Below are 21743 nucleotides of genomic sequence, written 5' to 3' on the forward strand. Positions count from 1 at the left end.
GGGAGGTTCAGATGCACTATTCGCTAAACGTTTATATCGGCAAAATTCGTGAATATCAGGGCAGTAGGCCGAGTGCTATCGCCAAATATCAGGTCGATGGTGAACTTAAACTCACCGAACTGGGCCTTGAAGGCGATCAGCAGGCTGAAAAAGTCATTCATGGTGGGCCGGATCGCGCGTTATGCCACTACCCACGTGAACATTATCTTCACTGGGCGCGTGAATTCCCCGAACAAGCTGAGCTTTTTACCGCTCCTGCCTACGGTGAAAACTTATCGACCGAAGGCCTGACAGAAAAAGATGTCTATATCGGCGATATTTTCCGTTGGGGAGAAGCACTGATTCAGGTCACGCAACCGCGCTCACCCTGCTTCAAGCTGAATTACCATTTTGGCATTAACGATATGTCTTCTTTGATGCAGGAAACAGGTTATTGCGGCTGGCTTTATCGAGTCGTAATGGCAGGAAATGTATCGACGGAATCACCGCTTGAGCTGGTTTCTCGCGTTAGTGATGTGACGGTCGCAGAAGCGATTGCGACAGCATGGCATATGCCATTTGATGATGAGCAGTATCACCGGTTACTTTCGGCTGCGGGGCTATCCGTGAGCTGGACACGGACCATGCAGAAACGGCGACTGCAGGGGAAGATCGAAGATAATTCCCGAAGACTTTTTGGGAAATAAACCCCAGATACGAAAAAACCCGCCGAGGCGGGTTTTTAAATTCTTAGCTTTGCTAACGTTAACCTTACAGGTTAGTTACGTTACCAGCAGCTGGGCCTTTAGCACCACTTTCGATGGTGAAAGACACTTTCTGGCCTTCGTCCAGAGACTTGTAGCCATCAATCTGGATAGCAGAGAAGTGTACGAACACGTCTTTTGAGCCATCGTCAGGAGTGATGAAGCCGAAGCCTTTGTCAGAGTTGAACCATTTTACGAGACCAGTCATTTTGTTAGACATAGATATTACCTTTTAAATTAAATTTGCCTTCCGGCGCAATTGGAATGTTTTACAGATTTTTTAAAGCGATAAAGGAAGGTAGATCACGTCGAAGGGTATCTATGATAACTCTTTGAGGACTGCGCTACTAAACTGCTTAAGGGTCTGTGCTTCAAACCGATGAATGCATTAACTCATATAACAGCAGTGAATAACAAGGTTTATTTTAGCCGTCCGAAGGGCTGGAGCTCAGGCCATCTGCGGTCTGGACGCTCAGAGTAGGGGTAAACTCAGTAAATAACATTGTGGCGATAGAGCGCCGATTCGAAATCTTCCTTCATGCTTGCATAGAGTAAAATGCCGATTTCAGAATGGTTGCTGTCATCATAAAAACAACGATACTCATTTTCCACATCCAGCCACTCACGAATCCTGACACCTTTGTCCGCGAGAGTACCGTTTATACGATATCGGCTTGGGTCCTCTGAAATAGCCGCAACCGAACGTAACAACAGCGATTCAATGAACGTTCCCGCAGCTTCCACACCGATAAATTGTGACTTAAAGAATTCAATATCCTGGAGGCTTTTCACCGCAGTTTCGGTAAGTACAATGCTGTGTTCCTTCACTTTATACTCCCTGTTTATTTCCTTGCGGAACGGAGTCGTTGGAGGGCCGCTTCAGGCAAAACCGTTTTCCCTTCTGTCACCTCGAGCTTAGCCTTCATCACCAGTTTTAATAGCGCGTTGCTCTGGCGCTCACGTAGGCGTTCAGCCTCTTCCAACTGGCGCTCTGCTGCTGTCTGAACAAAGAGTTCCGCGACACCGTTTTTCGTGACGTAAACGCCGCCTTCAAAAAGCTCAGGGTTGCTTAACCCTTCTCGGGCAGTCTTTTGGGACATTGTATTTGGCATGAGAACTCCTCATAACGGACAGTTAATGACGAGTTTATGAACAGCATCAGGTGGTGTCAAATTTATGACAAATTTGTACCCTGGGTAGGAATTAAGCGCGGATGTGGAATGCTAAAGCGGGAGAATATTCCCCGTCTTTCGACGGGGAAAACTGCAATTACTGCATTGAAGTTTGAGCGGCTGAATAAGCCTGCATAAACGCCTGATGCTGTGAAGTCAGCGGAGCAATCAGCGAGTTGTACTGGCTTGCCTGCTGTGAGGTTGGGAACTGAATGCCACCTGCAGTAAAGCCAACTTGAGTGCCCTGCTGCTGGATGAAGTTACCCACTTGCACCAGTTGTGCTGTGAAAGTTTGTGCCGCAGGGATCAGTGGAGCCATAGCGTCTGCCGGAGCAGTAACCACTTTCTGATAAACCTTGTCGTAAACAGCTTTCAAATCGTCAGGCTGCTTTAAGGTGGAACGAGCGCTGTCTGCCTGCATTTTGGCATTCTGCACTTGTTGGCCTAACACGTTCAGTGAACCGTTAGCCTGGCTCAGAGGTTCGCGCTGAGTCATATAATCTTGTGGTACTCGAATGCTGTTTACGCTGTCAGCGACTGGCTTCATGCCGTCATCCATTGCCTGGTTTACCTGTTGGGCAAAGCCATACAAAATCGCGTAATCAGAAACCAGTGGACCAAATTGCTTTTTCTGATCGGTTGTCAGCGTTGGCAGGCGTTCACCGCTGCGCATCGCTGTGTTTTGTAAGAAATCGATAAACGCTTTACGTTGATCGCCTTCTTTATCAAAACAGCCACTCAGACTCACCACCATTAAAATTGCCGCAAGCGGCGCAAACCAGCGTGACCAGGACTTACCTGTCGCCATCTTTTCTACTCCTTCACCATTCAATGCAAATACGCAAATGCGCACCCAATAATGCTGCTAAGGATAGTCCAACCTGACTTTGCAAGATACCCTTTCACAACAATCTCTTTCAGGCAGATTTGCGCTGAAATGGTGCATTTTCATACGCTACTCTGCACCTTATTGGCACATTTCCCTTCAATTGTGCACACCCCTAAATGTAGGTTAATCCTCTGTAATAAATAGATAAATTATCTATTTATTACACCTGGCATTCATCTTGCTGATATCTGGATGCAGGGGTGATACGGGCAACCGATGTCGCCATACAATTTGGTAATGGATCACTAGGGTTCCGGTCGAAAGATGCTGGTCCGAGAGTGATCGACCGCCCTCTGGCGGTTACACGGCGGGACAAAAGCCCGGGAGGATAAGCGACCATTGAGCGCCGCCCTCCTGCACCTTTTTCCGCAACCGTCAGAGGAACCACCATGCTTAAAGCTTGCCACCGTGGAATCTTGTTTGCCGCAATCGCGCTGTTTAGTGTCAGCAGCTTTGCCGCAAAACCCTCGTTTAAACTCTGCTGGTCTATCTACGCAGGCTGGATGCCGTGGGATTACGCCCAACAAAGCGGCATCGTCAAAAAATGGGCCGACAAATACGGCATCGATATTAAATTTGTGCAGGTTAACGACTATATCGAATCGGTGAACCAATACACCGCCGGAGGGTTTGACGGCTGCACCATGACCAACATGGACGCGCTGACCATTCCGGCCGCTGGCGGCGTCGACAGCACCGCACTGATTATTGGCGACTACTCCAACGGTAATGACGGCATCCTCTCTAAATCCGCAAAATCTATTGCCGAATTAAAAGGCCAGCCCGTTAACCTGGTCGAGCTTTCTGTTTCACACTATTTACTGGCTCGCGCGCTGGAAAAATCAGGCCTGAGCGAGCGTGATGTGAAGGTGGTGAACACCGCCGATGCGGATCTGGTTGCCGCGTTCACCACGCCGGATGTGAAATCCATCGTCACCTGGAACCCGCTGTTAGCCGAAGCGCAAAAACAGCCCAACGCCAAACTCCTGTTCTCCTCCGCCCAAATCCCCGGCGAAATTCTCGACCTGTTGGTGGTGAACACCGAAACCCTGAGAGCCCACCCGGAACTCGGCAAAGCGCTGACCGGAGCCTGGTTTGAAACGCTGAAAGTGATGCAGGGAGAATCGGAAACTGCCAAAACCGCTCGCACGCAAATGGGCCAGGCCGCAGGCACAGATTTAGCCGGGTTCGACGCCCAGCTCGCCGCCACGCATTTATTCAGCGACCCGAAACTGGCGCTCGATTTCACCGACAGCCCACAACTGAAAACCACCATGCAGATGGTTGCCGAGTTCTCCTTTAAACACGGCTTATTGGGCGATGCCGCGCCGTCTGCCGACGTCGTCGGTGTGGCGACACCGGCCGGAAACTGGGGCGATACCAACAACACCAAACTGCGTTTCACCGATGAGTTTCTTCGCCTCGTCGTGAGCAACGCGCTGTAAACCGGAGGTGCCCGATGCGCAAAATCATTAACTATCACCCTCAGCCAATGACCCGAGTGCTGATGGGCGCCCTGCCGTTAGTCGCGCTGATTTTCTTCTATCTGGTGTCGTCTGATGCCCGCCTCGCCGCCAACAGTTACGACAAACTGCTGCCGGGGTTTGATGCGATGTGGGCGGCTATCGACCGCATGGCGTTCACGCCAAGCCCGCGTACCGGGGAATATCTGTTCTGGACGGACAGTGCGGCAAGCCTGCTTCGCCTTCTGGTCGGCGTGGGGCTAAGCGCATTTCTGGCGCTGATTTTTGGCCTGTTTTGCGGGGCGCTGCCAGTTGTGCGTTCGGTGCTTTCACCGCTGATTACCCTGATAGCGCTGGTCCCACCGCTGGCGATTTTACCGATTCTTTTCATCACATTTGGTTTGGGAGAAGTGTCAAAAGTGGTGCTGATTGTCATCGGCATTACGCCGTTTATCGTGCGCGATTTACAGCTCCAGGTGCAGGCGATTCCCCACGAACAAATGGTGAAAGCCCAGACGCTGGGCGGCCACAGTGCACAAATTCTCTGGCGCGTCGTTCTGCCACAACTGTTGCCACGCCTGATTGATGCGGTGCGTTTGTCGCTGTGTTCCGCCTGGCTGTTCCTGATTGCCGCCGAAGCGATTGCCGCCACCGAAGGGCTGGGTTACCGCATCTTCCTGATGCGCCGTTATATGGCGATGGACGTAATTTTGCCGTACGTGGCGTGGATTACGCTGCTGGCTTTCACACTCGACCTGCTGCTGCGCGTGGTTAATCGCCGCTGCTTCCCGTGGTATTACGCAAAATAAGGAGGCGCTATGGCGTTGCTCGAACTGAAAAATATCGAAAAGCACTACGGTGACCAGGTGGTGCTGGAACGGCTGAATGTCAGGGTGGAAGAAGGCGAGTTTGTCTCGATTGTCGGCGCTTCAGGCTGCGGGAAAACTACCTTTCTGAAAATGCTGCTCGGCACTGAATCAGCCACCAAAGGCGAATTTTTGCTGGATGGAAGACCTATCTCACAAGAACCGGATGCTCAGCGTGGCGTGGTTTTCCAGCGCTACTCGGTGTTTCCGCACCTCACCGTAATTGGCAATGTGATGCTGGCGGAGGAGTTCAGCACCGCTCGCTGGTTGGGCCGTGTATGGGGCAAGAAACGCCGGGGAATTCGTGAACGCGCCCGCGCCATGCTCGATCAAGTCGGCTTACTACCCGCACAAAACAAATACCCGCACCAACTTTCTGGCGGTATGCAGCAGCGCCTGGCGCTGGCTCAGGCATTGATGAAACAGCCACGCATTCTGCTGCTTGATGAGCCTTTTGGCGCACTCGACCCCGGCATTCGCAACGAAATGCACTTGCTGATAAGCGATTTGTGGGAGCGCCACCGCCTGACCATTTTCATGATTACGCATGACCTGAATGAGGGATTTTCGCTCGGTTCACGTCTGTGGGTGTTCGACAAAGTGCGTCACGACCCGCAAGCACCGGACCGCTGGGGTGCGAGCATTACCTACGATATCCCACTTGATAAGAAACCCGCCAGCGCGGTGGATGCCGAACCCGAACGTAAAGTCGCCTGAACTAAGGAGCCAAACATGACCTACCAAACCGAACTCCCCGCGGGCAGCCACTGGTCGCTGATCATGCGCCGTGGCACCGCGCTCACCCTCACCGACATCGACGGTGGTGTGAACGCCGCAGCTCTGTTCTACAACCCGGAAAACCTGCTGGAGCGCTATAACGCGCCGGACACCCTGAAATGCCAGCACACCTTCCGCCTCACCGCAGGGCACTGCCTGTATTCCGATATGGGGCGCATTTTCTGCGGAATCGAACAAGACATTTTCGGCTGGCATGAAACCGTCTGCGGCAGCAGCAACTCAGCGCAAATCGCGGAGCAATTTGGCGCACTGGATTACCAGCAAGCTCGCAATGAACGCCATCAAAACGGCTACGACAGCTTCCTGATTGAATTGGCGAAATATGGCCTCGGCAAGCGAGACATGGCGGCCAATATCAACTTTTTCGCCAAAGTCACCGCCAGCGACGAAGGCGATTTAAAACTGGAACAACAGGGCCTTGCGGGCGCAACTGTCACGCTGCGTTTTGCGATGGACACCTTAGTGATTCTGCATACCTGCCCGCATCCGTTGAACGAGGCAATGACTTACCCGCGCCAGGCGCTCGGCATTCAACTGGACGCCACCCGCCAGCCACTGCCGGAAATCTGCCTGCAACGTGAAGAAAACTGCCGTGGCCTGCATAACAACGAACTTTATATCCTGACTGAAGGAGCCTGCGGATGCTGACTGAAAGCCCACGCCATACAGAAACTGCCCAGCTCAAAGCCACGGTAAACGCCGGTGATTACTGGGTTTATCGCCTGCAAGAAGGCCAGACACTGCGCATCACCGATCTGGAAGGCAACCAGGCGGCAGATACCCTGTTTTATAACGCTGACGACACCGCCGAACGCTATAGCGTAACCGACACACTGCGCGGCCAGCGCAACGTTTTCCTCACCAGTGGCAGCGTTTTGCGCTCGAACGAAGACCGCCCGATGCTGGAAATTGTGGCCGATACCTGTGGCCGCCACGACACTCTCGGCGGTGCCTGCGCCACCGAAAGCAACACCGTGCGTTACTCATTAGAAAAACGCCATATGCACGCCTGCCGCGACAGCTGGCTGCTCGCCGTGGCGCAGCACCCGGAATATGGCCTGACGCGCCGCGACATCACCCACAACATCAATTTCTTTATGAACGTGCCGGTCACTCAAGAAGGCGGATTGCAGTTTGCCGATGGCATTTCAGCACCGGGGAAATACGTCGAACTGGTGGCGAAAATGAATGTTCTGGTGCTGATCTCCAACTGCCCGCAGCTCAACAACCCTTGCAACGGTTACAACCCAACGCCGATTGAAGTCGCCGTCTGGTAATCATTTAGCGCTGCGGGACGGCCCGCACTCCAGCGCCCGAATTGACAGCAGGACGACCTGCGAGCCTGAGAAACCGCTATGTTTAAACGAGTCTTGATTGCCAACCGTGGCGCGATTGCGGTGCGTATCATCCGCACCCTCAAGCAAATGGGCATCACCGCGATTGCGGTTTATGCCGAAGCCGACAAACACTCCCAACACGTGCGCCAGGCCGATCTCGCCTTCTCTTTAGGCGACGGCAACGTGCGCGAAACGTACCTCAACCAGGACAAACTGTTTGCGATCCTCAAAGAATGTGGCGCAGAAGCAGTGCATCCGGGTTACGGTTTTTTGAGTGAAAACGCCAGTTTTGTCGAGCGCTGCGACAGTGAAAATATCGTGTTCCTTGGCCCCACCGTTGAACAAATGGCGGCTTTCGGCCTTAAACATCGCGCCCGTGAACTGGCAGAGTTGAACCATGTTCCGCTGCTTTCCGGTAGCGGCCTGTTGACTTCGCTGGATGTCGCACTGGAAGAAGCAAACCGCATCGGCTATCCGGTGATGCTGAAAAGCACGGCGGGCGGCGGCGGAATTGGTATGCAGTGTTGCGACAACGCATCCGCATTGAAAGAAGCATTTACTCGCGTAAAACGCCTCGCAGGCAACAACTTCTCCGACGATGGCGTCTTTTTAGAGAAATTTATCGCCCACGCTCGCCATATCGAAGTGCAGGTCTTTGGTGACGGAGCGGGCAACGTTATCGCACTGGGCGAACGCGATTGTTCAGCACAGCGCCGCAACCAAAAAGTCATTGAAGAAACTCCCGCACCACGCTTGTCTGACGCGACCCGCAGTGCCCTGCACCGCACGGCGGTCGAGCTTTGCAGCGCGGTGAATTATCGCAGCGCCGGAACGGTGGAATACGTTTACGACGACATCAGCGAGCAGTTCTGGTTCCTCGAAGTCAACACGCGTTTGCAGGTGGAACATGGCGTGACCGAGATGGTTTATGGCGTGGATATTGTGAGCTGGATGGTGGCGTTGGGTGCAAATGAGCTGCCCGCACTCGAAACTTTGCGCACTTCGCCGCAGGGCCATGCGATTCAGGTGCGCGTGTATGCCGAAGATCCAGCGAAGAACTTCCAGCCGGTGGCCGGGCTGTTAAGCGAGGTGATATTCCCGCCAGAGGTTGACGGCGCAACGCTTCGCGTCGATCACTGGCTGGCGACGGGCTGTGAAGTGTCACCATTTTATGACCCGATGCTGGCAAAAGTCATTGTTCATGCGGATTCTCGCGAGCAGGCGCTTTCTTCGCTTGCAAACGCTTTGCAGCAAACGTCGCTGTATGGCATCGAAACCAACCTAAACTGGCTGCGATATTTGCTGACTTTGCCAGAAGTGCAGCAAGGGCGAGTGATTACCGCCACGCTCGGCAAGGTGAACTGGCAACCTGCGACGCTGGATGTGTTGACCGGCGGTACCATGACCACCATTCAGGATGCACCGGGGCGCAGCGGTTACTGGCATGTCGGCGTGCCGCCTTCCGGCCCGTTCGACAACCGCGCCTTTACCGTCGGCAATAAATTGTTGGGGAACGACGCGCAAGCCGCAGGCCTGGAAATCACCTTACGCGGCCCGACGCTGCGCTTTAATCAACCGTGTGCATTCGTGCTAACCGGGGCTGAAATTGCCGCAAAGCTGGATGATAAAACGGTTTCAACGGGTGTGGTCGTCAATGCCAACGCGGGGCAAGTTTTAACGCTCGGCGATATTATCGGCGCGGGTTGCCGCAGCTATTTGCTGCTGGCCGGCGGGCTGAATTGCCCGGAATATCTCGGCAGCCGCAGCACCTTTACGCTGGGTAAATTTGGTGGTCACGCCGGGCGCGCGCTGCGTGCAGGAGATGTGCTGCATCTTGCCGCCGCCGAGCACCGCAACGCCGCGTCGTTATCCGCAGAAGATTACCCACAGCTCAGCAATAACTGGCAACTGCGCGTGGTTTACGGCCCGCACGGCGCACCGGAGTTTTTCACCGAGCAAGATATTGAGGAATTTTTTGCCGCCCGCTGGCAGGTGCATTACAACTCCAGCCGCACCGGTATTCGCCTGATTGGCCCAAAACCGACCTGGGCACGCAGCGATGGCGGTGAGGCGGGAATGCACCCGTCAAATATTCACGACAACGCCTACGCTTTCGGCACCGTGGATTTTACCGGCGACATGCCGGTGATCCTCGGCCCGGACGGCCCGTCGCTCGGCGGATTTGTCTGCCCGGCGACGGTGATGAGTGACGATTTGTGGAAGTTGGGGCAGCTTAAGGCCGGGGATACAATTGAGTTTGTAGCGGTGAGTCTTGATGACCGCCCAGCTCAATCGCCAATCCTCTACCACGATCCCGCCAACAACGGCATGCCGTCTGTCACCATCCGCGCGGCGGGGGACCGCTTTTTACTGGTGGAATACGGCGAGCAAGTGCTGGATATCGCGCTGCGTTTTCGCGTCCACGCGCTGATGCAGCGGCTGGAAGCACATCCGCAGGAAGGCCGCCTGGAACTGACGCCAGGCATTCGTTCGCTACAAATTCATTTCGACAATCACCGTTGCCCGCGCCAGCGATTGCTGGAAACGATTATTGCCGCCGATCACGCGCTGGGCGATTTGCAAAACGCCAAAGTGCCGTCGCGCACCGTCTGGCTACCACTGAGCTGGGACGATGCCGCCTGCCGCGAAGCGATAACTCGCTACACCCAGTCGGTTCGCCCCGGAGCGCCGTGGTGCCCGAGCAATATCGAGTTTATTCGCCGAATTAACGGGCTGGATTCCATTGAAGAGGTGAAAAAAATCGTCTTTGACGCCAGCTATTTAGTGATGGGTTTGGGGGATGTTTACCTGGGCGCGCCCGTTGCCACACCGCTTGACCCACGCCACCGCCTGGTCACCACCAAATACAACCCGGCACGCACCTGGACTGCGGAAAACTCCGTGGGAATCGGTGGCGCTTATATGTGCGTTTACGGTATGGAAGGTCCTGGCGGCTATCAGTTTATCGGGCGAACCCTGCAAATGTGGAACCGCGACCGCCAGACCGAAGTGTTCACGAAACCGTGGCTGCTGCGCTTTTTCGACCAGATTCGCTTTTACGAAGTCAGTGCCGAAGAGCTGCTGGAAATCCGCGAGCGTTTCCCGTGGGGCGACTATCCGCTGCGCATTGAGGACGGGGAATTTAGCCTCGATGCGTATCAGCAAATGCTTGAGCAAGAAGCCGAAACTATCGACACCTTCCAGCAGCAACGCCAACACGCGTTTGATGAAGAACTGGCGCGCTGGCGGGCGGAGGGGCAATTCACATTTGACAGCGCACTTGATGAAACGCCGACCAACGACGAGTTCATTCCCGACTCCTGTTGCGGTGTGGAAAGCCAGGTCGCCGGGAGCGTGTGGCAATGGCTGGTTGAGCCAGGCGAGCAGGTGAAAGCCGGGCAAACCATTGGCATTCTGGAGTCGATGAAGATGGAAATCCCGATTACCTCGCCGGTTGATGGCGTTATTCGCACCTTCCAGCGCCAGCAGGGCCACCAGGTTCATGCCGGGCAATTGTTAATGGTGATTGAAACCGCAGCATAAAAGTAAATGTTGCTTGATTGTTAAGCCCCTCACAAATCCGGTGACATCCTGTCGCCGGAAATCTCATTTCAACCCATTAATATTTAAAGCTTAATTTGACTCGCTCTGCTGACACCTACGTAATCAGTACGATAATCGCACACAAACACCTGCCGGATGATTGCCCAATAGCCTGCTGAGTGGTTTGATTTAACGAACGATTAACGAATTATTGTTCGATAATCGAACACCTCAGCATCCTTCAGGACGTGCCTTATGACAAAGACAACAACGACAGATATTCAGGCATTTATTAACAATAATAAGTTTTCCAGATATCAGTGGATGATCCTTATCCTCTGTTTCATTACGGTGGCGTTGGACGGCTTCGATACCGCGATTATTGGTTTTATCGCCTCTGATCTGGTGCAGGAATGGGGCGTGCAGAAATCTGACCTTGGCCCGGTGATGAGTGCGGCATTGGTCGGATTGGCGGTGGGTGCGTTAACCGCTGGGCCAATGGCTGACCGCATCGGGCGCAAAAAAGTGTTGGTGCTGTCGATTCTGGTATTCGGAGGTTTTAGCCTGCTGACAGCATTTGCTACCAGTCTGACATCACTCGCTCTCCTGCGTTTCCTCACCGGGCTTGGTCTGGGTGCGGCAATGCCAAACGCAGCAACACTGATGTCAGAATATGCACCGGAACGTAAACGCGCACTGCTGGTGAACCTGATGTTTGTCGGCTTCCCGATTGGTTCTTCAATGGGTGGCTTTGTCTCCGCATGGATGATCCCGCATTACGGCTGGCAGAGCGTACTGGTGCTGGGCGGCGTGATGCCACTCATTCTTTCTGTGGTGCTGATGATTTGGCTGCCGGAATCCGCACGTTATCTGGTGGTGAAGAACAAACCGCAGAAAGATATCGCCACGATTTTGCGACGCATTGCCCCGCTGCCGTCAGGTGAAAACCTGCGCTTCGTGCTGAACGAAGTCGGCGGCCATATCAAAGATAAAACCGCGCTGGGCGTGATTTTCTCGCCACGTTATCTGGTGGGAACCTTAATGCTGTGCCTGACCTATTTTATGGGCCTGCTGATTTTCTATCTCCTGACCAGTTGGCTGCCGCTGCTGATTCGTGAAACCGGCGCGACACTCAGTCAGGCGTCGATTATCACTGCGCTGTTCCCGCTCGGCGGCGGCATTGGCGTGCTGATTATTGGTGCACTGATGGACAAGCTGAACCCGAATAAAGTCGTCGCGGTGGGATATTTGCTGACGGGCCTGTTCGTCTGCCTGGTCGGTTTCTCCACCTCTAGCCTGGTGCTGATGGGCGTGATGGTGTTTATCGCAGGCACTATTATGAATGGCGCACAATCGTCGATGCCTGCGCTAGCGGCAGGTTTTTACCCCACGCAAGGGCGTGCGACTGGCGTGGCGTGGATGTTAGGGCTGGGGCGTTTCGGCGGGATTCTTGGGGCGTTTAGTGGCGCATTCCTGATGCAGGCCGAGCTGTCGTTCAAAACCATTTTCATGCTACTGGCAATTCCGGCACTACTTTCCGCCACCGCGTTGATGGTGAAATCCTGGGCGGGCCAGCGCACATTGGCAGAGAACCGCGCCAATAACCACGAGCTGGATAAAGTTACGCAAAAAGCATGATGGAAAAATCTATAAGCACGGCGGGCCAGTCCCGCCGTTTTGCGTAAAATGCATAACCATTTACAAATTTATACTCAAGCCCGCTCATCACAGGCTTTTCAATTCGTTATACCGCTTAGTTTTTTTGCTGAAACGCATAAGCCTGACGCTGCAAGAAAATAGTTAGCCTGAAAACCATCGGCACGCTTTTTTTCCAACTACTCTTAATAGGCTTCTTACCGTTCACGAGGTCGATGTGTGATTTATGAGGAGTTCTCGATGGAATACAAAGATCCAATGTTTGAGCTGCTAAGTAACCTTGAGCAGATTGTTTTTAAAGATAAGCATCAAACGATGGCACTTAATGATAAGCCCAATGCATTTTCTGAATTTGAACAACTTAGAAAAAGTACCGGGCTTAAGATTGATGATTTCGCCCGCGCAATGGGTGTGAGTGTTTCAATGGTACAGGAGTGGGAATCAAAACGACTCAGACCCTCCAATACCGAGCTGAAGTTGATGCGCTTAATGCAGGCGAATCCGACGATCAGTAAGCAGTTGATGGAATGATTTTGTACTTTGTACCCTGATTGCCTTGTCCCAAAATTGTTAACCAAAACCCCGCCTGAGCGGGGTTTGTCGTTTTGAAAGCTACGTAAATAGTATGAAACGAAACGGCAATGCTCGAAAATCTGACCTGTGTCACTCCCGTAATCACAAATCTAATCCATAACTTAAAGAGGGTTATTAACACGTAAAGCAAAAGGAGGTTGTATGTCTAAGAAAATCCTGGTTCCTATCGATATTTCCGAAACTGAGCTGACACAGCAGGTTATCCCCCATGTAGAAGGGTATGCAAAGCAGGACGATGCCACGATCCACTTCCTGGCCGTCATCCCTGACTATACCTATTTTGCCGCTTACGGCCTGGGCTATACCTCGATTGCACCAGATGCTAGGGAAAGGGAAGCTGCCGCCATGGAATCGCTGAGCGAAATAGTGGCTAAATTTAACCTGCCTGAAGATCGGATTGAAAAGCATGTTCTGAGCGGTTCGCCGAAAGATCATATTCTCCAACTGGCCGATGACATTGACGCCGATGTGATTATTCTGGCCTCCCACCGCCCAAGCATGTCTACCTATCTTCTTGGCTCAAACGCCGCCGCCGTAGTTCGCCATGCAAAATGCTCAGTACTCGTGGTTCGCTGAAGCATTAAAAAACCCCGTATAGGGCTAACGCCATTAGTTTAAGAGCAAGGTATTTGGGGCGACCACCGGGTTTGGCATCCCTTCGGGAACCAAGTCCCGGTGTTTGTCGTTTATGGCGCGGCTCAGAACGTTTCCCAATTTGCATCAGAGCTTGCAGGTTGCGGCTTCAACGATGTTGGTTTTATACGTGGTGCTCGGGCTGGAGGTATAATTTCTTGCCTGGAATTTTGCTCTATTCGGAACACGGCTACAGCCTGGCGCAACTGGCGGGCCTGGTCTTCCAGTGCAGACGCGGCGGCAGCCGATTCTTCCACCAGCGAGGCGTTTTGCTGAGTCACACTGTCCATTTCTGAAACCGCCTGCGCCACCTGTTCGATACCCTTGCTCTGCTCATCAGATGCCGATGAAATCTCGCTCATAATGTCAGTAACACGGGTCACAGCCGAGACAATTTCCTTCATCGTATCGCCAGCCTCACGAACCTGATTTGAACCGGTATCAATTCGGGAAACCGAGTTCTCAATCAGCACCTTAATCTCTTTTGCGGCCTGGGCACTACGGCTAGCAAGCGTTCGGACTTCCCCTGCCACCACGGCAAAACCACGTCCCTGCTCACCCGCACGAGCCGCTTCTACTGCCGCATTTAGCGCCAGAATATTGGTCTGGAACGCAATACCATCGATAACGCTGGTGATATCAACAATTTTCTCAGAGCTTTCAGCAATTTCGTTCATGGTGTTAACCACGCTGTCCACCACTCGACCACCTTTTAACGCAGTATCCGAGGCGTTCTTCGCAAGATGTGTCGCCTGGCGTGCGTTGTCGGTGTTCTGTTTCACCGTAGCGGTAAGCTGTTCCATACTGGCGGCAGTCTCTTCCAAAGAGGCCGCTTGCTGTTCAGTTCGGGATGACAGATCGCTGCTGCCAGCCGAGATTTCACTCGCCCCAGTGTAGATAGAATCAGCGTTGTCACGCACTGTGCTTACGGTACGAACCAGAGATTGCTGCATAGCATTCAGACCAGCCGCAAGTTTGCTCATCTCACTACGCCCTTCGGCATCAATGCGACGAGTCAGATCGCCTTCCGAAATGGCGCTAATATGCTCCATCACGCCTTGTAATGGGCGCAGCAGTACACGTTGTAAACCCAACCAAATCAATACGATTACCGCAATCACAATCAGCAGAATCGTCCCAAGCGTCCACTGCATATTGGTGAAGCTGCGCTGGTTTTCTTCACTCGCCGCCTGTAGCAGCGCAGTGTTCTGTGTCAGCCATTGGTCATAAACCGCTTTCATGTCGTCCTGCGCCTGCTGTGCTTCGAGGTTTCCGTAGGCTTCGTAGTTATCCGCACGCAAGAACTCGATAGATTGTTTCAGCACCTCGTACATTTTCTGGTAACGCACCTCGGCCTGGTTGTCGATGGACTCATCCTGGCCTTCAACATGCGGTGATTCTTTATAATTTCTAAAGTATTTCTCTGCGTCACTAAGTGAGAGCGTCGCACCCGCCAGTAGCTTATTCATGGCTTCCAGTGCCGCAGGATCTCGCTGATTTTTCAGCATCCGAATGGCGACCCGGTTGATGGTGACACGTGTTTGCACCAGCGTCTGGAAACTGCCGCCTAATTGCTGTTGTTGATAGTTTAGAAGCCCGGTGTTCTGGAAGTTCTGCCGGTCGTTACTAACAGAGGAGTAATACAGCGAGCCGGTGACCAGCAATAACACGCTGAAAATGCTCAGCGTGATGATGATCCCCGTTATAACTTTGATATTTTTCATTATGTGTAGCGCGCCTGTAGGAATGAATGTTCTTTTATTCATTATCGGTTTTGCTAATTTTTACTTTAGACACCCAGACGTGGGTCGACTGCTAGTACATTGATAAGAAAGAGTAAATAGTTGGCGAAAAAAAACCCGCCGGAGCGGGTTCGTTAAAACAGCAGAGAACTTATTGCAGCAGAGAAATATCCGCAACCTGCAAGAACAGCTCACGCAGTTTGGAAAGCAGCGTCAGGCGGTTAATACGCAGCTCTTTGTCTTCTGCGTTAACCATCACTTTGTCGAAGAATTTATCGACCGGTTCACGCAGCGCAGCCAGTTCTACTAACGCTTCCTGGTAGCGGCCTTCAGCGAAGAATGGCTCCAGTTTATCGCGCAGGATAACCAACTGACGGGCGAGATCCATTTCTTCCGCTTCTTTCAGAACCGAAGCACGCACGTGGTCTTGCAGCGTTTCGTCTGACTTCGCCAGAATGTTGGAAACACGCTTGTTCGCAGCGGCCAAAGCTGACGCTGCTTCCAGGGTACGGAAGTGCGAAACCGCTTTCATGCGCGCATCGAAATCAGCAGGTTTAGTTGGACGACGCGCCAGCACGGCCTGGATGGTATCCACGCTGTGGCCTTCTTCCTGATACCAGGCGCGGAAACGGCCCAGCATAAAGTCGATGACTTCGTCGGTAACCTTCTGGTTGGTCAGCTTATCACCGTAAAGACGCACGGCCTCTTCGGTCAGAGTTTGCAGATCAAGCGGCAGGTTTTTCTCAACGATGATACGCAGAACACCAAGGGCTGCACGACGCAGAGCAAACGGGTCTTTGTCGCCTTTCGGATGCTGGCCAATGCCGAAGATGCCCGCGAGGGTATCCATTTTATCGGCGATTGCCACAGCACAGGCCACCAGGTTAGACGGCAGTGCATCACCCGCAAAGCGCGGCTGATACTGCTCGTTGAGCGCAACAGCAACGTCTTCGGCTTCGCCGTCGTGACGCGCATAGTGCATGCCCATCACGCCCTGGGTGTCGGTAAACTCGAACACCATGTTGGTCATCAGGTCGCATTTAGACAGTAAACCGGCGCGCGTTGCGTGGTTTACGTCTGCGCCAATCTGGCCAGCAATCCAGCCTGAAAGGGCTTCGATGCGGTTAGTTTTGTCGCGCAGCGTACCGAGCTGTTGCTGGAACAGAACGGTTTCCAGACGCGGCAAGTTATCTTCGAGACGCTTTTTACGGTCGCTGTTGAAGAAGAACTCGGCATCTGCCAGGCGCGGACGTACAACTTTCTCGTTACCAGAGATAATCTGAATCGGGTCTTTCGACTCGATGTTGGCAACAAAGATAAAGTTCGGCAGCAATTTGCCGTCGTTGGCGTAAACCGGGAAGTACTTCTGGTCACCTTTCATGGTGTGAACCAGCGCTTCCGCAGGAACGGCGAGGAATTTCTCTTCGAATTTCGCGGTCAGAACCACCGGCCATTCCACCAGAGAAGTCACTTCTTCAAGCAGGCTTTCGCTCAGGTCAGCGTTGCCGCCAATCTTGCGAGCCGCTTCTTCAGCGCCTTCTTTGATAACCGCTTTACGCTGCTCGTAGTCGGCAATGACTTTGCCGCGGGTGAACAGAATTTCAGGGTATTGATCGGCATTGTCGATGGTGAATTCTGGCTCGCCCATAAAGCGGTGGCCACGAATCACACGGTCAGATGCGATACCCAGAATGTTCGCTGGAATCACTTCGTCACCCAACAGCAGGGTCACAGTGTGAACCGGACGCACGAATTGGGTGTTGTTATCGCCCCAACGCATCAGTTTTGGAATCGGCAATTTGGTCAGCGCGGTGGCAATCATCGCAGGCAGAAGGGCTTGCGCGCTTTCACCTTTAACGTGCGCACGGTACAGCAGCCATTCGCCTTTGTCGGTCGCCAGACGTTCAGCCTGATCAACGGTGATGCCACAACCACGAGCCCAGCCTTCAGCGGCTTTGCTTGGTTTGCCTTCTGCGTCAAATGCCGCAGAGATAGCCGGGCCACGTTTTTCAACTTCACGGTCAGGCTGAGACTCCGCCAGATTAGAAATTTTCAGGGCCAGACGGCGTGGGGCTGCAAACCATTTTACTTCGCCGTGAGCGAGGTTAGCCGCATCCAGTTCCGCAGTAACGTTTGCAGCAAAGGATTCCGCCAGGCTGCGCAGGGCTTTTGGTGGCAGCTCTTCAGTGCCAATCTCCACCAAAAAAGTTTTTTCAGACATGGCAGCCTCTTATTCGTTTTCTAAATTTAGCTTCTTATTGCACATCGGGAAGCCAAGCGCTTCACGAGAAGCGTAATAGGCTTCGGCCACGGCTTTAGTCAGAGTACGAATACGCAGAATGTAGCGCTGGCGTTCGGTAACCGAGATGGCCTTACGGGCATCAAGCAGGTTAAAGCTGTGCGCAGCTTTCAGAATGCGTTCGTAAGCAGGCAGTGGCAGTGGGTTTTCCAACGCCAGCAGGTGCTGCGCTTCTTTCTCATACTGCTCGAAGCAGGAGAACAGGAAATCCACATCGGCGTGTTCGAAGTTATAAGTTGATTGCTCAACTTCGTTCTGATGGAACACGTCGCCATAAGTGGTTTTACCCAGCGGGCCATCGCTCCAGACCAGATCGTAAACGCTATCCACGCCCTGGATGTACATCGCCAGACGCTCTAAACCGTAAGTGATTTCACCGGTAACCGGTTTGCATTCCAGGCCGCCAACTTGCTGGAAGTAGGTGAACTGAGTCACTTCCATACCGTTGAGCCACACTTCCCAGCCCAGACCCCAGGCACCCAGCGTTGGGTTTTCCCAGTTGTCTTCTACGAAGCGAATGTCATGAATAGTTGGGTCCATACCCAGCTCTTTAAGCGACCCAAGGTACAGCTCCTGAATGTTGTCAGGAGAAGGCTTGATCACCACCTGGAACTGATAGTAGTGCTGTAAGCGGTTCGGGTTTTCACCGTAACGGCCATCGGTAGGACGGCGAGATGGCTGCACATATGCAGTCGCCATCGGCTCTGGCCCTAAAGCCCGTAGGCAGGTCATTGGGTGAGAGGTGCCGGCGCCGACTTCCATGTCCAAAGGTTGAACAATGGTGCAGCCCTGGCGCGCCCAGTAGTCCTGTAAAGTCAGGATCAGGCCTTGAAAGGTCTTGGTATCAAACTTTTGCATGTTGATTTCGCACGCGTTCGAGAGGGTTAAAAAGGGAAGCGGTCAGTATACACTCAAAACCATTCGAGTTGCATCAAGACGGCAACTGAATGAATCCCCTGGAGCTTAGTAGACTAAGCGGCTGGGGTGAGTGAAGGCAGCCAACGCAGAGGCAACTTGAAGGGTGACGAGTGTACCTGTTGAGGGCATGTATACAGCCTGAATACACGCGTAATATCCGGCTGTTTGCCTTGTGTTGCGGCTTTATGTCGTCGAAAGGTGTAAGAATTGACCACTTTCGTCGAATGAGCAGGTAAACCCTTCCCGGCGAACAGTGCTGCCTTGAATCTCATAACTACCCTGATACTGCTTAAAATCGACAACGCTAATCTGTTGCTCGCGGGTGTTATAACGATATGCAGCTTCCTGCCGACAGGTTTCAATCATCGCATCACCTTCAACAATAGGGTGTTGTGCGACTTGCGCGTATTGCGGTTGTTGCTCTGGTGTACTGCAAGCGCTCAATAACAGAACGCAAAAAACGAGAGCCCAGCGGCTATTTTTTATTTTTGGCATCATCATTAGTTATCTGTAAGTTAAAATCTTTTCTGTTATTCAATAATTAACAGGTATTGAGCATTCTGCAAACCCGCATGACACCTTACAAGGGTGCTTACGCAAACTCAGATTAATACCCGCTTAAAACACCAGAGGAACGAATGCAGCAGAAAATTAACTGGATTGATAATTTACGCGGGATTGCGTGCCTTATGGTGGTCATGATCCACACCACAACCTGGTACATCACTAACGCAAATATTGTCACGCCATTTAGTTGGGATTTGTCGAACGTACTCAATTCTGCTTCTCGCGTCAGCGTTCCCCTGTTTTTCATGATTTCAGGTTATCTGTTTTTTGGTGAGCGCAGCGCACAACAACGCCACTTTTTGCGTATCGTCACATGCTTGCTGTTTTACAGCATAGTTGCGCTTATCTATATCAAGTTGCTCACCCCCATCAACGCGGGGCTTTCGCTGCGGTATATCCTGCAAAAACCGGTGTTCTATCACCTGTGGTTCTTCTTTGCGATCATGGTGATATACCTGCTTTCACCGTTGATTCAGGTGAAAAAGGTTAATGCGATGGTGATTCTGGGGCTGATGGTTTTGCTGGGCGTAATCGCCAACCCGAATACCGTACCGCAGACGCTGGGCGGGGTGAAATGGCTGCCGATTAATTTATATATTCGCGGCGATACGTTTTATTACGTGCTGTATGGCTTACTGGGCCGAGCAATTGGCATGCTGGAAACGGATAAGCGCTGGATTAGCGGGCTGGCAGCAGGCTTGTTTGCGCTGTGTATTTTTTCGATTTCGACCGGCACGCGCCACCAGTTAGAAGTGAACGGTAATTTTGCCGATACTTTCTATGTTTATTGCGGGCCGCTGGTGTTTATCGCCGCGATTAGTTTATTGGTCGTGGTAAAAAACTGCCTTAATAACAGGCCATTGCCGGGTTTGGCTTTAATTTCTCAGCATTCGCTAGGGGTTTACGGCTTCCATGCGTTAATTATTCACTTCTTGCGCACTCACGGTTATCAGCTAACCAGCTCGCCGGTCCTCGACATTTTGTGGATTTTCGGCGCAACACTCACAGGAAGTTTACTGCTGTCCATGGGATTACAGCGGCTGGATACGCGAAAATGGGTGAGCTAAGCATTCCTGGCGCGGGCACGGTGCAACTGGCGGGGCGAAGAAAAACCAGCAGCTATGGCCGCCTGCTCCATGCGCTGCCCCTGCAACAAACGCTGTTCGGCAACCGCCAGGCGCAACTGTTCTAAATAATCCCGCACCGAAATCCCTAAATGCTGCTGAAAAAGCCGCGCTAAATGGCGCGAGCTGACGTGAACTTTGTCGGCAATTTCCTGCACATCCCACGCCGATTCCGGTGCGGCTGACAACAAATCCTGCGCTCGATGCACGGCCGGGTGGATGTGGTTGCGATAGCGCAGCCAGGGCGATAATTGCGGGTCATCACCCGAACGGCGAAACCACACCACCATTTCACGCGCCACGTCGAGTGCGGCTTTCGGGCCGCAGTAGCGGTTAATCAGATGCAGCGAGAGATCAATCCCGGAGGTAATTCCGGCACTCGTCCAGATGCCTCGGTCTTCGACAAAAATACGGTTTTCTTTCACCTGCGCGGTGGGCGCTGCTGCGCGCAATCTTGCCAGCACATCGTGGTGGGTGGTGCATTGCACGCCATTTATCAGCCCCGCTTTCGCAGCCAGCAGCGAACCGGAACAGACGCACATTAAGTTGAGTTGCTGGCTATGAATTTGCGGTTGCAGGCGCGTCAGCCAACGGCGCACCGCTTCGGCCTGTGGCGTGTCGAAGTAGCGGTTTGAATCGCAAACCCCAGGCAGCACCAGCAAACTGCCCGCCGGGAAACTTTCTGACAGCGGTTCGATACCGGAAAAATCGAGCCCAATGGAAGTAGTAACTTGTGGGTCCGGGCCGATGAAATGCAGGTGAAAAGCGTCGCCTGCCAACACCAGCGTTTCTGCAGGGCCGCTCAGGTCAAGAGACAGAACACCAGGCAACACAACGAACCAGACCCCAATACTCACTATAAAGACTCCAGGCACTCGGCAACGGTTTGAATTTGCGCAAAACGCCCTGCCAGCACGGTTTCCGTGCGATGGCGCAGAGTTTGCGTATCCAGCGTAACCCCTTTCCAGCTCATCGGGAAGGTGAGCATCGCTTCGCTAACAAATGAAACACGATAACCCAAATCGGACGCCACTCGCGTGGTGGTTTCGCAACATTGTTCGGTACGAATACCGCAGATAATCAGGTGGTTAATGTCACGCTGGCGCAGCCACAGATCGAGGCCGGTATCGGTAAACGCGTTGTGTACGTGTTTCTGGAACGCGACATCAGCGTGGTGCTGCAAGAAAGGCATCGCTTTAACGTAGCCGGAAGCCAGCGAGAACGGGCCTTCATCATCAACATGGAAGATATCCACCACCGGTATTTTCAAATCCTGGCAGCCGGAAATCAGTTGCAAAATCGCCTGCTGGAATGCCGGAAAGTCATCTTCTTGCCAGTATTCACGATGGAAAAAAGATTGCTGCGTGTCGATATTAATCAGAGCGGAACGGGACATTTT

The 21743-nt window shown here is 52.8% G+C and carries 21 protein-coding genes and 1 riboswitch; of the genes, 11 read left to right on the forward strand and 10 right to left on the reverse strand.

The window, feature by feature from the left end; all coding sequences use genetic code 11:
- Positions 1-11: 11 nt before the first annotated feature.
- Positions 12-686, forward strand: a complete 675-nt coding sequence (gene yiiM, locus LVQ79_RS03005) for a 6-hydroxyaminopurine reductase (RefSeq protein WP_232863843.1) — start codon at positions 12-14, stop codon at positions 684-686.
- Between the two features lie 64 nt (positions 687-750).
- Here yiiM and cspE read toward each other — a convergent pair whose 3' ends face one another.
- The 4 genes from cspE to LVQ79_RS03025 all read right to left on the reverse strand — a co-directional run bounded on the left by cspE (position 751) and on the right by LVQ79_RS03025 (position 2723).
- Entirely contained in the window at positions 751-963 is a 213-nt protein-coding gene (gene cspE, locus LVQ79_RS03010; RefSeq protein WP_034460397.1) for a transcription antiterminator/RNA stability regulator CspE, read from the reverse strand.
- A 269-nt stretch (positions 964-1232) separates the two neighbouring features.
- The gene (locus tag LVQ79_RS03015; RefSeq protein WP_232863844.1) at positions 1233-1571 is read right to left on the reverse strand and encodes a hypothetical protein; all 339 of its coding nucleotides are present in this window, start codon (positions 1569-1571) and stop codon (positions 1233-1235) included.
- Positions 1572-1585: 14 nt separating this feature from the next.
- A complete protein-coding gene (locus tag LVQ79_RS03020; RefSeq protein ID WP_232863845.1) occupies positions 1586-1855 on the reverse strand; it encodes a hypothetical protein in 270 nt (89 codons plus the stop codon).
- Positions 1856-2012: 157 nt separating this feature from the next.
- Positions 2013-2723 carry a DUF3053 domain-containing protein gene (locus tag LVQ79_RS03025; protein ID WP_232863846.1) on the reverse strand — a complete coding sequence of 237 codons (711 nt, stop codon included), beginning with the start codon at positions 2721-2723 and terminating at the stop codon, positions 2013-2015.
- A 315-nt stretch (positions 2724-3038) separates the two neighbouring features.
- Positions 3039-3133, forward strand: a riboswitch (guanidine-I (ykkC/yxkD leader).
- Between the two features lie 60 nt (positions 3134-3193).
- On the opposite strand from LVQ79_RS03025, the gene LVQ79_RS03030 reads away from it, so the two are divergent.
- From LVQ79_RS03030 to uspF, 9 genes are all read left to right on the forward strand, one after another.
- Positions 3194-4249, forward strand: coding sequence for a putative urea ABC transporter substrate-binding protein (locus tag LVQ79_RS03030; RefSeq protein WP_232863847.1), 1056 nt, complete (start codon positions 3194-3196; stop codon positions 4247-4249).
- A gap of 14 nt (positions 4250-4263) precedes the next feature.
- Positions 4264-5076 (forward strand): ABC transporter permease, encoded by an 813-nt coding sequence (locus tag LVQ79_RS03035; protein WP_232863848.1) that lies wholly within the window; start codon positions 4264-4266, stop codon positions 5074-5076.
- Between the two features lie 9 nt (positions 5077-5085).
- The gene (locus tag LVQ79_RS03040; protein ID WP_232863849.1) at positions 5086-5850 is read left to right on the forward strand and encodes an ABC transporter ATP-binding protein; all 765 of its coding nucleotides are present in this window, start codon (positions 5086-5088) and stop codon (positions 5848-5850) included.
- A 15-nt stretch (positions 5851-5865) separates the two neighbouring features.
- A complete protein-coding gene (locus LVQ79_RS03045) occupies positions 5866-6579 on the forward strand; it encodes an urea amidolyase associated protein UAAP1 (protein ID WP_232863850.1) in 714 nt (237 codons plus the stop codon).
- Positions 6573-7208, forward strand: a complete 636-nt coding sequence (locus tag LVQ79_RS03050; RefSeq protein WP_232863851.1) for an urea amidolyase associated protein UAAP2 — start codon at positions 6573-6575, stop codon at positions 7206-7208. The genes LVQ79_RS03045 and LVQ79_RS03050 overlap by 7 nt, the downstream gene beginning before the upstream one ends.
- Before the next feature lie 78 nt (positions 7209-7286).
- On the forward strand, positions 7287-10811 hold the full coding sequence (locus LVQ79_RS03055; protein ID WP_232863852.1) for a 5-oxoprolinase/urea amidolyase family protein: 3525 nt from the start codon (positions 7287-7289) through the stop codon (positions 10809-10811).
- Positions 10812-11066: 255 nt separating this feature from the next.
- Positions 11067-12449 carry an MFS transporter gene (locus LVQ79_RS03060; protein WP_064514482.1) on the forward strand — a complete coding sequence of 461 codons (1383 nt, stop codon included), beginning with the start codon at positions 11067-11069 and terminating at the stop codon, positions 12447-12449.
- A gap of 258 nt (positions 12450-12707) precedes the next feature.
- A complete protein-coding gene (locus LVQ79_RS03065; RefSeq protein ID WP_151993734.1) occupies positions 12708-12998 on the forward strand; it encodes an HTH-type transcriptional regulator in 291 nt (96 codons plus the stop codon).
- 204 nt (positions 12999-13202) lie between these two features.
- Positions 13203-13637, forward strand: coding sequence for a universal stress protein UspF (gene uspF, locus LVQ79_RS03070; RefSeq protein ID WP_151993735.1), 435 nt, complete (start codon positions 13203-13205; stop codon positions 13635-13637).
- 122 nt (positions 13638-13759) lie between these two features.
- On the opposite strand, the gene tcp is transcribed toward uspF, so the two are convergent.
- The 4 genes from tcp to LVQ79_RS03090 form a co-directional block, all read right to left on the reverse strand.
- A complete protein-coding gene (gene tcp, locus LVQ79_RS03075) occupies positions 13760-15418 on the reverse strand; it encodes a methyl-accepting chemotaxis citrate transducer (RefSeq protein WP_232863853.1) in 1659 nt (552 codons plus the stop codon).
- A 169-nt stretch (positions 15419-15587) separates the two neighbouring features.
- The gene (gene glyS / locus LVQ79_RS03080; RefSeq protein ID WP_232863854.1) at positions 15588-17657 is read right to left on the reverse strand and encodes a glycine--tRNA ligase subunit beta; all 2070 of its coding nucleotides are present in this window, start codon (positions 17655-17657) and stop codon (positions 15588-15590) included.
- Between the two features lie 9 nt (positions 17658-17666).
- Complete coding sequence (gene glyQ, locus LVQ79_RS03085; protein ID WP_232863855.1) at positions 17667-18593, reverse strand: glycine--tRNA ligase subunit alpha; 927 nt, start codon at positions 18591-18593, stop codon at positions 17667-17669.
- Positions 18594-18836: 243 nt separating this feature from the next.
- Positions 18837-19154, reverse strand: coding sequence for a YsaB family lipoprotein (locus LVQ79_RS03090; RefSeq protein WP_226812018.1), 318 nt, complete (start codon positions 19152-19154; stop codon positions 18837-18839).
- Positions 19155-19291: 137 nt separating this feature from the next.
- Between LVQ79_RS03090 and LVQ79_RS03095 the strand changes: the two genes are divergently transcribed.
- Positions 19292-20287 (forward strand): acyltransferase, encoded by a 996-nt coding sequence (locus tag LVQ79_RS03095; protein WP_232863856.1) that lies wholly within the window; start codon positions 19292-19294, stop codon positions 20285-20287.
- Here LVQ79_RS03095 and LVQ79_RS03100 read toward each other — a convergent pair.
- Entirely contained in the window at positions 20284-21201 is a 918-nt protein-coding gene (locus LVQ79_RS03100; protein WP_232863857.1) for a GlxA family transcriptional regulator, read from the reverse strand. The two genes, LVQ79_RS03095 and LVQ79_RS03100, sit on opposite strands and share 4 nt — an antisense overlap.
- Complete coding sequence (locus LVQ79_RS03105; protein WP_232863858.1) at positions 21201-21740, reverse strand: isochorismatase family protein; 540 nt, start codon at positions 21738-21740, stop codon at positions 21201-21203. The genes LVQ79_RS03100 and LVQ79_RS03105 overlap by 1 nt, the downstream gene beginning before the upstream one ends.
- Positions 21741-21743 lie beyond the last annotated feature (3 nt).

Origin of the sequence: Buttiauxella cochleicola, assembly GCF_021282405.1 — a bacterium.
Classification (GTDB): domain Bacteria; phylum Pseudomonadota; class Gammaproteobacteria; order Enterobacterales; family Enterobacteriaceae; genus Buttiauxella; species Buttiauxella massiliensis.